Annotated in this window: 8 protein-coding genes; all 8 read right to left on the minus strand. The window is 74.6% G+C overall.

The window, feature by feature from the left end:
* Positions 1 to 123: 123 nt before the first annotated feature.
* The 8 genes from ACIP93_RS17185 to ACIP93_RS17220 all read right to left on the minus strand — a co-directional run bounded on the left by ACIP93_RS17185 (position 124) and on the right by ACIP93_RS17220 (position 12,633).
* A complete protein-coding gene (locus tag ACIP93_RS17185; RefSeq protein WP_345218944.1) occupies positions 124 to 1,482 on the minus strand; it encodes a glutamine synthetase family protein in 1,359 nt (452 codons plus the stop codon).
* Positions 1,479 to 3,320, minus strand: a complete 1,842-nt coding sequence (locus ACIP93_RS17190; RefSeq protein ID WP_401759622.1) for an IucA/IucC family protein — start codon at positions 3,318 to 3,320, stop codon at positions 1,479 to 1,481. Before ACIP93_RS17190 ends, ACIP93_RS17185 begins: the two co-directional genes overlap by 4 nt.
* Positions 3,317 to 4,966: a hypothetical protein gene (locus ACIP93_RS17195; protein ID WP_401759625.1), complete on the minus strand. Its 1,650-nt coding sequence runs from the start codon at positions 4,964 to 4,966 to the stop codon at positions 3,317 to 3,319. The genes ACIP93_RS17190 and ACIP93_RS17195 overlap by 4 nt, the downstream gene beginning before the upstream one ends.
* A complete protein-coding gene (locus ACIP93_RS17200; protein WP_401759627.1) occupies positions 4,963 to 6,378 on the minus strand; it encodes a lysine N(6)-hydroxylase/L-ornithine N(5)-oxygenase family protein in 1,416 nt (471 codons plus the stop codon). The genes ACIP93_RS17195 and ACIP93_RS17200 overlap by 4 nt, the downstream gene beginning before the upstream one ends.
* A complete protein-coding gene (locus tag ACIP93_RS17205) occupies positions 6,375 to 8,210 on the minus strand; it encodes an IucA/IucC family protein (RefSeq protein ID WP_401759630.1) in 1,836 nt (611 codons plus the stop codon). Before ACIP93_RS17205 ends, ACIP93_RS17200 begins: the two co-directional genes overlap by 4 nt.
* Entirely contained in the window at positions 8,207 to 9,868 is a 1,662-nt protein-coding gene (locus ACIP93_RS17210) for a pyridoxal phosphate-dependent decarboxylase family protein (protein ID WP_401759633.1), read from the minus strand. The genes ACIP93_RS17205 and ACIP93_RS17210 overlap by 4 nt, the downstream gene beginning before the upstream one ends.
* Positions 9,865 to 11,277 carry a diaminobutyrate--2-oxoglutarate transaminase family protein gene (locus ACIP93_RS17215; RefSeq protein ID WP_401759636.1) on the minus strand — a complete coding sequence of 471 codons (1,413 nt, stop codon included), beginning with the start codon at positions 11,275 to 11,277 and terminating at the stop codon, positions 9,865 to 9,867. The genes ACIP93_RS17210 and ACIP93_RS17215 overlap by 4 nt, the downstream gene beginning before the upstream one ends.
* Positions 11,278 to 11,388: 111 nt before the next feature.
* A complete protein-coding gene (locus ACIP93_RS17220) occupies positions 11,389 to 12,633 on the minus strand; it encodes a type III PLP-dependent enzyme (protein ID WP_401759639.1) in 1,245 nt (414 codons plus the stop codon).
* Between the last annotated feature and the right edge of the window lie 600 nt (positions 12,634 to 13,233).

Genomic DNA, 13,233 nt, shown 5'->3' on the forward strand with positions numbered 1-13,233 from the left:
CGTCCGGCCGCGCCCGCTCGGACTGCCCACCGGCCGGGCCCCCGGCCGCCGCACCCCTGCCGGAGTGGTCCGGTGCGGCGGCCGGACGACTCCGACAGGGGCGCCCGGCGGCGCGGGCGCCCCCTACAGGCGTTCGAAGCCCCGGACCCGCTCCCAGTCGGTGACCGCCGTCTCGAAGGCGGCGAGTTCGGTACGGGCGGCCTGCGCGTAGTGACCGACGACGGCCTCGCCGAAGATCTTGGCGGCGAGCTCGCTGTTCTCCCACCGGTGCAGCGCCTCGGTGAGCGTGCGGGGCAGCCTCCGCACCGACGGGTCGGCCAGCGCGTTGGCGGTGTGCGGCGCCGGGAGTTCGAGGCGGTGCTCGATGCCGTACAGGCCGGCGGCCACCGCGGCGGCCACGGCGAGATACGGGTTGGCGTCGCCGCCCGGCACCCGGTGCTCGATCCGCAGGGAGTGGCCGGAGCCCACGACGCGCACCGGGCAGGTGCGGTTGTCCCGGCCCCAGGAGACTCCGGTGGGGGCGAAGGCGCCCGGCTGGAGGCGCTTGTAGGAGTTGATGTTCGGCGCCATCAGCAGCGCGAAGTCGGCTAGGCAGGCGAGCTGGCCCGCGACGAAGTGGCGCATCAGCTCGGACATGCCGTCCTGCGCCGCCGGGTCGGCGAGAACGGCGGAACCGTCGGCGCCGCGCAGCGAGAGGTGGATGTGGCAGGAGTTGCCCTCGCCCTCGTCGTACTTGGGCATGAAGGTCAGCGCGACGCCCTCCTGGGCGGCGATCTGCTTCGCGCCGTTCTTGAAGACGACGTGGTTGTCGCAGGTCGTCATCGCCTCGTCGTAGCGGAAGACGATCTCGTACTGGCCGGCGTGGCACTCGCCCCTCGCGGTCTCCATGCGGAGCCCGGCGCCCCCCATCTCCCGGCGGATGCGGCGGACCACGGGTTCGATCCCGGCCAGGCCCTGGAGGGAGTAGTCGACGTTGTACGCGGTCGCGGTCTCCAGGCCCTGGTAGCGGCGGTCCCAGGCCTGGCGGTACGTCTCGTGGAAGACCAGGAACTCCAGCTCGGTGCCCGCGAAGGCGGTCAGGCCGCGCTCGGCGAGCCGGTCGAGCTGGGTGCGCAGGACCTGGCGCGGGGCCACCTCGACCGGCGTCCCGCCCGGCCAGACGGCGTCGGCGAGGACGAGCGCGGTGCCCGGGTCCCAGGGGAGGGTGCGCAGCGTCGCCGGGTCGGGCCGCAGGACGAAGTCGCCGAAACCGCTCTGCCAGGCGTCGATCGCGTAACCGGGTCCGGTGCCCATCTCGACGTCGGACGCGAGGAGGTAGACGCAGGCGCCGAAGCCGTTCCCGGCGGCCTCCTCCAGGAAGTACGGCACGGACAGCCTGCTGCCCTGGAGCCTGCCCTGGAGGTCGGGGACGCTGACGACGACTTCCTCGACGCGTCCCTCGTCCGCTGCGACGCGGAGTTCTTCGTACGGCGAGTCGGTCATATCTGCTCCTGGTGTTCCTGAGGGGCCCGGGGCGCACCGGAGGCGGCGGTCGGGGTGGCGAGGGGGTTGCGGAGGGTGCCGTGGACCAGGTCGAAGCCTTCGTCCTTCTCGGCGCGGTCGTGGAAGCCGCCGCCGAGGAGCTGCTCACGGTTGAGCGCCACCCGGTCGAACTCGGCGGCCAGCAGGCCGAAGTCGTCGTACCGGTCGGCCAGTTCGGGGAAGCGGGCGTGGTAGCGCCCGATCTCTGCGCGGACCATCGCCCAGAACTCCTCCTCGGACACGTCCAGGTGTTCGGCGGCCAGCGGGGCGAAGAACCGGAAGTGCCCGGCGAAGACCGCGCTGAGCAGCGAGTGGGCCAGCTCGCCCGCCGGCCAGCGCAGCAGCAGCGCGTCGGCGCGCGCGGAGAGCCCGGCGTACTCCGGGTGGCTGCCGGGCAGCAGGTTGACGTCCTCGGCGAAGTCCTTGACCGCGATGCCGATCGGGGTGTCGGCGGCGTCGTAGAGGACGACCGTGTTCTCGCCGTGCGGGCAGTAGGCCACGCCGTACCGGTAGAGACTGTGCAGCAGGCCGGGCAGCAGGGCGCCGAAGAAGCGCTCCAGCCAGGCGTGCGGGGAGAGCCCGGACCTGTCGACGAGTTCGCTCACCAGGGCGCGGCCGTCCGATCCGGTCTTGAGCAGGGCGGCCATGGTGCGGGCCTGTTCGCCCTCGCCCAGCAGCGCCGCGACCGGCTCGCGCCAGACCGCGCCGAGGAGTTCGTGGTAGCGGTACGGGGCGTCCTCGACCGCCTCGTACAGCGGGTGGTGCACGGCCACGCCCGCCACCTCGCCGAGCGGGTGGAAGCGCAGCTCGTCGCGGAGGTAGGGGTCGGCGTCGCGGACGGCGTGCAGCCAGGCGCTGACGTCGGGGGCGGCTTCGGTGGGCTCCGTCGACAGACCGCGCCAGACGAGGGTGTTGCGGATGAGCAGCGGCACCTTGACGTTGCGGCGGTGCGGGTGGTCGAGGTTCGCCAGGGTGCGGATGGACTGGAGCGGCCGGTAGCGGTCCGGGCCCTCGCCGAGCAGCACGATCCGGCCGTCGGCGAGATACGGGGCGAAGAGGGTCGCCACGGCTTCGTCCCAGTGGAAGGGGTGCACCGGCAGCCACCGGAAGTCGGCGGGCTCGAAGCCGGTTCCGGCGCACGTCTCCTGGAGCGCGGCCCCAAACTGCTCGCGGGTGTCCTCGTCGAGCTCCTCGGCCAGCAGGGTGTCCTCGTCGAGGCCGGGCACCCCGGAGTAGGACGCGAGGCTGCTGTGGACGCCGGCCCAGAGCAGGTGCACGGAACCGGCGGCCTCGGGGGCGTACGCGGCGGCGTCCGAGGCGGAGAAGCCGAGGCGCCCCTTGTTGAGCAGCATGCACGGGTGCCCGTCCTGGTGGGCCTCCAGGTCGAGGTGGTCCAGGTCGGCGAGTGCGGCGGCGGGCAGGGCGCGGGAGAGGACCTCGGTCTCGGCCCGCCGGGTGGCGGTGAGTTCGCGCAGCACCTCGGCGGTGGTGGGGCCGTCCCAGCCGAGTACCGGCCGGGCGTCGAGCAGCAGCTGTTCGGGGCCTGCGGTGCTGCCGTCGGCGGGCGCCGGGTGCCGCTGGAGGGTGTCGGGCAGCAGCCGCCAGGTGCCGAAGGTGCCGCGCGTCGCCCGGAACGTCCAGTGGACCCCGTCGGCGAGGTCGAGCCGGTACGCGCCGGGGACGCCGGCCGCCGGGTCCGCCGCCGGGACGAGCAGCTCCTCGTAGGCGAACTCCTCCACGGCCTTGACGAGCAGCCGCCGGCCCGCCTGGGCCCAGGCGTCGCGAGTGGTGCGGTTCATCGGTGGTTCTCCTCGGAGTACGGGGGCGGGGCCGGGGCGGTGAGGGGAGCGGGGCGCCGCCGCAGCAGCACGGACGTGGAGGCCGCCTTCGCCTCGTCCCGTGGCGCCGGGGCCGCGTCGTGCACGGTCACGGGGGCGGCGGGCGCGGCCGGGTCGCGCCCGCCCGGAGCGGACGCACGTGAGCCGGGCGTCCCGGGAGGGAGCGGCCCCGGGCCGGACCCCGCCGGGGCGGGCGGGCCCGCAGCGTGTCCGTCCGGGCCGGGCACACGCGAGCCGGGCGCCGTCGGGGCGGGCACGCCCGGGGCCGGCGCCCCCGAAGGCGTACGCTCCGGTCGCCCCGCCCCCGGTTCCGGGGCCGCGTTCCCGAAGCGCCGTACCGACAGGGCGGCGGCGCAGAGCTGCACCGCGGCCGCCACGGCGAGCGGCAGTGCCAGGTCGTGGGAGACGGCGGCCGTGGCCGCCAGCGGTGCGGCGAGCAGACCGGCCGAGCGGACCGTTTCCACCGCGGTGAACGCGGGCCCCTCGGTGCCGGTCGCGCGGAACATCCGCAGCTCGACCGCCACGTGGCCGAGGCCGAGTCCGACACCGAACAGCAGCCTGCCGCCGACCAGTCCCGGCAGGGAACCGGCCAGCCACGACCAGGCCGTCCCGGCCGCCGCCGCGGCCAGGGCGAGCGGCAGCAACCGGTCGCCGAACCGGTCGTGGCAGCGGCGTACCAGCGGCAGCACGGCCAGCGCGGACACGCTCGGCAGGAAGAACAGCACGGCCGACCCCGCCGGACCGCTGCCGAGGCCCTCGGAGAACTCGGTGAAGAACGGCCGGGCGACGTTGACGGAGAAGTCGAAGGCGACGCCGATCAGCGCCGCGTACGCGAGCACCGTGAACCGGGTCAGGCGACTCGACGCCCCTCGCCCGGTGGAGGCGGCCGGTACGGGAACGGCCGGGGCGGAAGGCCCGGCGCCGGCGGGCACAGGCGGCCCGTGCCCGCCGACGGCCGACGCCGCGGGCGCCGCGGCCGGCGCGGTGGGCTCCCCGTCGCGGCGGCCGCCGAGAATCCGGTACGTGAACACGGCCAGCAGCGCGTCCAGGACCGCGAACGCCGAGATGCCGATGCGGGGTTCCGGCAGCGCGAGCACTCCGGCGCCCACCGTCGTCGAGACCACGACGGACAGGTGGAAGACGACCACCAGCGTGCAGACGCCGGTCAGCCGGGCCCGCTCCCCGTCCTGCGACGCGTCGCCGTACTCGGCGATGAACGCCGGATAGGCCAGCAGCAGCGCGCTGTTGGTCGTCACGATGAGCGTCGACAGGGTCGTGTACGCGGCATAGCTGGGCGCCATGCCCAGGAGCAGGTCGAGGACGGCCGTCCCGCAGAGCCCGGCGAGCACCAGTCGGTGCAGCGGCCAGCGGCGGGCCGCCAGCCCCCACAGCGGCAGCGCGGCCAGCCCGGCGACCCGGCAGATCCAGATGTACAGTCCGGTCGCCCCGGGGTCCTCGATGCCGTACAGCCGTGCGAAGAGCTGGGGCAGGAAGGGCGTCAGTGCCGTCTCGGCCACCAGGTGGAGGCCGATGACGGAGATGAGCACCGTCCTGGCGTGGCGCGTCCTGCCGCCCGGGGGCGGCGCGGACTTCCCCGCGACCGTCATCGCGGCGTGCCGGCCGGGGTCTCGGCGGCCGCCTCGTCCGGGACCTCCACAGGCCCGGCGGGCACGGGCGGCCGCGGTGCGCCGAAGGTGGTGAACGCCTGGCGGGGCGCCAGGGGCAGGATCTCGCGTCCGGCGGCGGTGTTGAGGATGGTGGCGGCACGCCAGGCGCCGAGGGTCAGGTCGGGAGCGCCGACGCCGTGCGTGTGCATCTCGGCGTTCTGGACGTAGAGCGTGCCGCGCACGCGCGGGTCGAGCGCGACCCGGTACTCGCCGTCGATCCGGTAGCGGCCCCTGTCGTCCCAGTCGACGAGGTCGCCCATCGGCTCCAGGAACTGCGGGCGGGACGCGGTGTAACCGGTGGCCGAGACGACGGCGCAGGTGCGCACCTCGAAGAGCGTGTCCTGCTGCTGGGTGCGGCAGGTGAGCAGGTAGCCGTCGCCCTCGGCCCGGGCCGCGACGAGTTCCACGCCGGGCTGGAGGGTGGCGCGGGGTTCGCCGCCGCCGATGGTGCGCTCGTACAGCTCGTCGTAGATCTCCCCCAGCGTCTCCTCGCTGACGCCCTTGTAGAGCTGCCACTGCTCGCGCACCAGCCGCTCGCGCGTGACCTCGGGCAGCGCGCGGAAGTAGCGGATGTAGTCCGGGGTGAAGTGCTCCAGGCCGATCTTGGAGTACTCCATCGGGGCGAAGGCGGTGGTGCGGGCGAACCAGCGCACGTGCGGGCCGCCCCGCCCTTCGCCGTCCTGGTGGCGGAGCAGGTCCAGGGCGACTTCGGCACCGGACTGGCCGGAGCCGATGACCGTGACGTCCTCTGCGGCGGCGAGGCGGGCGCGGTGGGTGCGGTAGTCGGCGCTGTGCAGCACCCGGCCGGTGCGGTCGCCGGCCAGCAGCAGGCGCAGCGGTTCGGGGACGACGGGGGCGGTGCCCACGCCGAGTACGACCTGACGGGCCAGGACGCGGGTCTCGGCGCCGGCGGCTGAGCGGTGCACGACGGCGAACGCGTCCGCGCCCTCGTCCCATTCCAGGGAGGTGACCCGGGCGTCGAAGCGGCAGGAGGGCAGCCGCTCGGCGACCCAGCGGCAGTAGTGGTCGTACTCCCGGCGCGGGATGTGGAAGCGCTCGGAGAAGAAGAACTTGAACATCCGCTCGTGGGCGCGGAGGTAGTTCAGGTACGACCAGGGGCTCGTCGGGTCGGCCATGGTGACCAGGTCCGCGAGGAACGGCACCTGGAGCGTCGTGCCCTCCATCAGCAGGCCCGGGTGCCAGGAGAAGGCGGGCCTGGCGTCCAGGAAGAGGGTGCGGAAGCCGGGTACCGAGTCCGCCAGCGCGGCCAGGGACAGGTTGAACGGGCCGATGCCGACGCCGACCAGGTCGTAGGGCAGGTTCCGGTCGTCGGAAGACGGGGGAGCGGTCACCGCTGGGCCTCCGTGAGGGGGTTGGGGAGATCGATGTAGACGGACTGGGTGTGGACGTCGCCGACGAGTTCGTCGAGTCCGTCCACGCAGGTCAGGTAGTTGCCCTTGCAGCGCAGTACGGGTGCGTCGAGCAGGAGGTCGAGCAGGCCCCCGGCGCCGGGCTCGGCGGCGCGCAGCCGCTCCAGGGCGGTGCGCACGGTGGTGAGGAGGGCGCGCTCGTCGGCCAGGCCGAGTGCGCCGAACGCGCCGACGAGGCCGAGCAGGTTGTTGATGCCGAGGTAGTAGGCCACCCGTTCGTCGACGAAGGCGTCGTCGAAGACGAGCTCGACGCCGCCGGTGGCGCCAGGCAGAAGCCGTTCGACGGCGTCGGCGCGGGAGGCGGCCAGGTAGTAGCCCTGGCTGTCGCGGTACCAGCCGGCGCGGGGCAGCCCGTGGGCGTCGAGGGCCACCAGGGTGTTCTGGTGGTGCGGCTCCAGCGCGATGCCGTACTTCGCGTGGAGGCGGACCAGGGGGACGACCAGGACGTCGAGGTAGCGGGTGAGCCACCGCTCGGACGCCTCGGGCACGGGGACGCCGAGGGCGCGCGCGGCGCGCTCGACGGCCTCGCCCAGCAGGGCGCGGTGACGTGGCGGGGTGCCGTCGCCGGGGCCGGTGCGCTCGGCCAGCAGCCCCGCCACGCACAGTCCTTCGGGGGCGCCGTCGCCGCCGCCCCGGAAGGGGTTGTCCCGGATCGCGGTCTCCAGACCCGTCTCCGGCCCTTCGGCGCCGACCGAGATCCAGGCGAACTCGCGCAGGATGCCGAACTCCGGGTGCTCGGCCCGCAGCCACTGGCCGGGGCCCGCCGCCAGCAACTGCGCGGCCCGTACGCCCAGACGCATCTCGCCGCGCAGGTTGTTGCGCCGGGAGTTGGTGATCCGCATGCCCAGGGACAGCTTCAGCATCACCTCGGCGTCCGGCCGGTGCACGGTGCGCACGGAGGACGTGGGGTACCAGTCGGGGCCCGCCGCACCGAGCGGACGCAGCAGACCGGCGTCGAGCAGGGAGGCGACCTCCGGCCGGGACAGCACCTCCCTGGCCTGCCACGGGTGCGCGGGCACGGCGACCATGCCGTCGGGCACCTCGAGTCCGGCGGCGAGCGGACGCAGCAGGTCCGCCGGCGGACGGCCGTCCGCGCCGCCGCCCACGACGACGTCCGGGTGGGCGGCGAACCAGTGCAAGGGGAAGGAGCCGCGCAGTTCGGGCGAGTACGCCTCCAGCTCGGTGTCCGACGCCTCCTCCCGGCTCTTGGGCGCGGGGTGGAAGGGATGGCCCAGCAGCAGCGCCTGTTCGCTGTCGAGGAACGGGGTCGGCCCCCGCCCGCCGCCCTCGGCGCGCCGGTGGACGAGGTGCGCGGCGGTGCGGCGGGCGGAGTTCAGCACCCGGGCCACGGCGTCGCCCCCGTGGTGCGGGAGCACGCCGCGCCCCAGCGTGGTCTGCCGGATCAGCGCCGCCGCCACCAGCGAGGCGTCGGCCGGCAGTGGTTCGCTGTCGTCGCCGGTGACCACGGCGGGGGGCCCGAAGCGGTGCCAGCCGGTGGCCGACCGGTAGCGCACGGGCACCCGCAGGGTGAGGCGGCTGGCGGGCAGGCCGAGCAGCAGGGTCCGCCCGGTGGCCGGCACCTCGGTGCCGGTCTCCCGTACGTAGGCACGCAGCAGGGTCTCCGTCGCCGCGGCGTCAGCGGCGCGCAGGGCGTCGGGATCGTCGAGCGGGTCGGGGCCGAGGGGGCCCTGCGCGCCCGAGCCGGCCTCCGAGGGGACCGCCGTACGGACGTGGTGGTCGTTGGTCCGGTTCACCGGTCCTCCTCCTCCGCGAGCCCGGCCGCGACGACCGCGTCCAGCAGGCGTTCGACCTCGGCCGGAGTGGTGTGCGGGTTGAGCAGCGTCAGCTTCAGCCGGACCCGGCCCGGGCCCCGGCCCGGGAGCTCGGTACGGCCCACGACCGCCCGGCCCTCTCGCAGCAGCCGGCGGCGCAGTGCCGCGTTCACGCGGTCGGTGTGCGCGGGGTCGGCGCCCTCGGGCACGTAGCGGAAGAGGAGGGCGGACAGTACCGGTACGGAGTGCAGCTCCAGCCGGGGACGGGCCCGCACCTGCTCCGCGCCGCCCACTGCCAGCGCGTGGCAGGCGTCCACGAGCCGGCCCAGGCCCTCGCGGCCCAGGGTGCGCAGGGTGACGGCGATCTTGAAGGCGTCGGCGCGGCGGGTGGTGCGCAGCGAGAGGCCGAGGAGGCTGGGGTAGCCCGCCTCCTCGTCGTCCTGGGGGTTGAGGTAGACGGCCCGGCGGGCGAGCGAGGCGTAGGTCTCCGCCCGCCGGACGAGGAAGATGCCCGCGGCGACCGGCTGCCAGCCCAGCTTGTGCCAGTCCAGGGACACGGAGTCGGCGAGGGCGATGCCGCGCAGCAGCGGTGCCAGTTCGTCCGAGAGCAGCGCGCCGCCGCCGTACGCGGCGTCCACGTGCAGCCAGGCGCCGAACTCGGCGGCCAGCGCCGCGCAGGTGCGCAGCGGATCGACCGCCCCGGTGTCCGTGGTTCCGGCGGTGGCGACGACGGCCACCGGCAGCTCACCGCGCGCGACGCAGTCGCGGAGCGCCGACGCCAAGGCGTCGGGCCTCATGCGCAGTTCGCGGTCGACCGGCACGCAGACGACCGCGTCCTCCCCGAGCCCGAGCAGGGCGGCCGAGCGCTGCACGGAGAAGTGCGCGGCGGCGGAGGCGAAGATCCGCGGGCGCGGCCCGGCGCCGGGTACGCCGCTCAGCTCGATCTGCCGCCGGAGCGCACCGCCCAGCACCCGGTCGCGGGCCAGCATCAGGCCCATCAGGTTGGACTCGGTGCCGCCCGAGGTGAGCACTCCGGCGGCCTCCGCCGGTTCGTACCCGACGAGTTGGGCCAGCTCCTGGAGCAGCAGGGTCTCCACCGCGGTCGCGGCCGGCGCCTGGTCCCACGAGTCCTGGGAGGGGTTGACGGCGGACACCGCGAGGTCGGCGGCGACGGCGACGGCCAGCGGCGGGCAGTGCAGGTGCGCGGCGCAGGACGGGTCGGCGGGGTCGGCGCTGCCGTACGCCAGGAGTTCGGTCAGTTGCCGCAGCGCACCGTCGCCCTCCGCCTCGGCGAACTCCCGGGCGAACCGCGCGGCCAGCTCACCGGGGGCGCCGGCGGGCACGGGCCCGCCGCGCCGCGCCGCACCCTTGGTCAGGGCCTCCAGCACGGTGTGCACCAGCGGCTCCAGGACGGCGGGCCCTCCTGGGGCACCGGACAGTGCGGTGCGCGGAACGGCGCCGATGCCGCCCCGGGGCGCCTCCCCGGGGCGCGGGACGCCGCGTGCGGATACGGGCTCCGGCTGTCCCGGATGCCTCCGTCCGGGGTCCGGCCGCCCGGGCCCTCCCCGCTCGTCGTGCGGCTCGCGGGCCGTGCCGAGCCCCCTGTCGGCCGTCGCCCGGCCGTGACTCTCCTCCGTCATGCCCGCACGCCCCGGCCCTGAGGGGCCGTCACCGCGGCGATGGCGTCGGCGAGGCGGTCCAGTACCGCTTCGGCCTCCTCGTCGGTGATGACCAGCGGGGGCAGCAGCCGGACCGTCGAGTCGTAGCGGCCGCCCAGTTCCACGATCAGACCGCGCTCCAGGCAGGCGGCCCGGACCTGCACGGCCACCTGCGGGGCGGCGGGGCGCGCACCGCAGGAGTCCGGCTCGGCCTCGGGGTCGACCAGCTCGACGCCGATCATCAGACCCCGGCCGCGCACGTCGCCGATCGCGGGGAGCGCCCCGCGCAGGGCGTTCAGCCGCTCCGTCATCCGGGCGCCGACCACGGCGGCCCGGTCGGTCAGGCCCTCCTCGACGACGTGGCGCAGGGTCGCCGTACCGGACGCCATGGCAAGGGTGTTGCCGCGGAAGGTGCCGGTGTGCGCGCCGGGCAGCCAGCCGTCGTAGTCCTCGTGGTAGACGAGTACCGCCAGGGGCAGGCCGCCGCCGATCGCCTTGGACATCACCATCGCGTCCGGCACGATCCCGCTGTGCTCCACGGCCCAGAAGGCGCCCGTGCGCCCGACACCGGTCTGCACCTCGTCGACGATCAGCGGAATGTCGCGTTCCGAGGTGATGCGGCGCATGTCGCGCAGCCAGGCGTCGGGAGCCGGTACGGCGCCGCCCTCGCCCTGCACGGCTTCGAGGATCATCGCGGCGGGCGGGACGACCCCGCCGTTCGGGTCGTCCAGCAGGCGTTCGGTGTAGACCGAGGACAGCCGGGCTCCGCGTTCCCCGCCGACGCCGAACGGGCAGCGGTAGGAGTACGGGTAGGGGAGCCGGGTCACGTCCGCGGCGATCCCCGGGACCGGCTGCTTGGTGGTGACACCGCCGGAAGCGGCCAGGGCCCCCGCGGTCATCCCGTGGTACGCACCCGTGAACGCGGCCAGGCCGCGCCGCCCCGTGGCGGTCTGCATCAGTTTGAACGCGGCTTCCACCGCGTCGGTTCCGGCGGGCCCGCAGAAGTGGACGCGGGCCCTGTCCGCGAAACCGCTGGGCAGCGTGGCGAACAGCGCGTCGGTGAACGCGTCCTTCTCCGGCGTGGCCAGGTCCAGGACGTGCAGCGGCGCACCACTGCCGAGGGTCCGCCGGAGGGCCTCCGTGACGACCGGGTGGTTGTGACCGAGCGCCAGGGTGCCTGCTCCGGAGAGGCAGTCGAGATAGCGGCGGCCGTTGGCCCCTTCGATGGTCATGCCCTGGGCGCGGGCCGGCACGATGGGGAACGACCGGGCATACGTGCGGGCCGAGGACTCCCGGGCGCGCTGCCGTTCCAGAATGGCGTCGGCCGGGCCGGCGGTGCGACCGGTGTCGAGGGGTTCGGTGCCGGTGCGTTCGGCGGGGTGCACGGTCATGGTGTACGGCTCCAGGGAGGGGAGGGGAGAGCAGGGGGAACCAGGGGAGAGGGAGCGGGGGCGAGCGGCTGGACGGTGCGGGGGCCGGAGTCCCGTGCGGCCCGGCGTGCCTCAGAGCAGATGGCGCTCGGCGACGGGATGGCCGAGGAAGCCGTGCATGGCGAATTCCCAGCCGTAGGACCCTGCGTACGGGAAGACCACCAGGTCACCGGCGCGCACCCGGTCCACCCGGACGTCGCGCAGCAGGGTGTCCTCCGGGGTGCAGAGCTCGCCGACGACCGTCACGCGTGTCTCTTCGGCGCACGGGCGGGGAAGACCCTCGGGCCAGTCCGCCACGGGCAGCACCGCCATGTTGTGGACGATGTCCCAGGAGGTCGGCAGCTGGAAGTGGTTGATGCCGCCGCGCAGCACCACGAACGTCTCTCCGTACGACTCCTTGACGTCCGTCACCTCGGCCGCGTACCAGCCGCAGTCGGCGACCAGGAAGCGGCCGGGCTCCAGTACGACCCTGACGCCCGCCGGGACCTCGACGGCCGCCGCCAGCTCGCCGAAGCGCGCGATGTCGAAGGGCTTCTCGCCCTCGAAGGCGACTCCGATGCCGCCGCCGATGTCGATGTGGCGCAGGTCGATTCCGTTGTCCACGGCGGTCCTGAGGCTCCACTCGACGCACCAGCGCAGGTACGCCGCATGGGCATCGGCGTCAAGGTTGTTGGACGCGGCGTGGATGTGGAAGCCGACCGGGTCCAGGCCGGGCAGCCGCCTGGCCTCGCGGAGCACGCCCGGCACGTCGGGCTCGGCGACCCCGAACTGCGAGGGGACTCCCCCCATGTGGAGCGACCCGGTGACGGGAAGGGCGGCGGGATTGACGCGGAGCGCCACCCTGGCGCGGATGCCTTCGGCGACGGCTATCCGGCTGATCCGGTGCAGTTCGAGCAGGCTCTCGGCGTTGATCGCCTCGACTTCGGCCCGGACCAGGGCGGTGAGGACGGGGACGGACTTCGCGGGACCCGCGGCGACCACGGGAGCGGGCACGCCGCGCGCCACCGGCTTCGCCGACACGGCGAGTTCGAGCTCCGTACAGGAGGCGACCTCGAAGCCGTCGACGTGCGGGGCCAGCGCGCGGACGACCCCGGGGAAGGAGTTCGCCTTCACGGCGTAGTGGACGGCGGCCCAGTCCGGGAGAGCGCGGCGCAGCTCCCGCGCGCGAGCGACGGCGACGTTCCCGTCGTAGACGTAGGCGGAAACCGGCACGGGAGCCTGCGTCAGTTCCCGCAGGCGGTGCCGCACCGCAGGGGGAAGCACGTCGACCGGGTAGGACGATCGCGGGGCGGCGGACGGCGGCAATTCAATGGACACGGCTCTGCCTCGGGTCGGGAACGGCGACGGAATCGGATGCGGAAGGCGCTCCGAACTGCCTGGCGCGCGGGTGGTCGCGGGCACTGGACCGCACGCTGTCCGGACGAGACACCGCCCCCAAGGGTTGGCACCGCCGAGACGCTCTCCGTCGTTCTTAGGTGAGGCTAACCTAACCAAAGGTGTGTCGGTTTCCAAGTGCGGTGACGTGCCCCGGCGTCCGGCAGCTGTGGCGTCGGGCTTGTGCCGTTCCCGGACGACAGCCATCCGCTGGAAGGTGCCGGCCCGCACCGGCCGGTGGGAGGCGTAGCCGACGGCCTTGCCGTCGGTCTACGGCGAACGCGAACTCCAGCCGCCCGTCGGCCGGCACACTCAACTGGTAGGGGACACCGGCCTGTCCGCCGTCGACGACGGCCCCCCTGGCGAGCAGGCTCATCGGGGCTCCGGTCCGGTCGATCCGGACGAACACCTCGACGGTGAGGCCCCCCAACAGGTTCAGCGACTCCTGCGGGACCGCTGTCTGGCAGCCCTCGATCGGGCACGGCGGACTGCTCGGCCCGTCGAAGGTCCAGTGGCCGAGCAGGTCGGGTTCGCGGCCGGAGA

The sequence above is a fragment of the Streptomyces sp. NPDC088745 genome (assembly GCF_044751045.1).
GTDB lineage: Bacteria > Actinomycetota > Actinomycetes > Streptomycetales > Streptomycetaceae > Streptomyces > Streptomyces cremeus.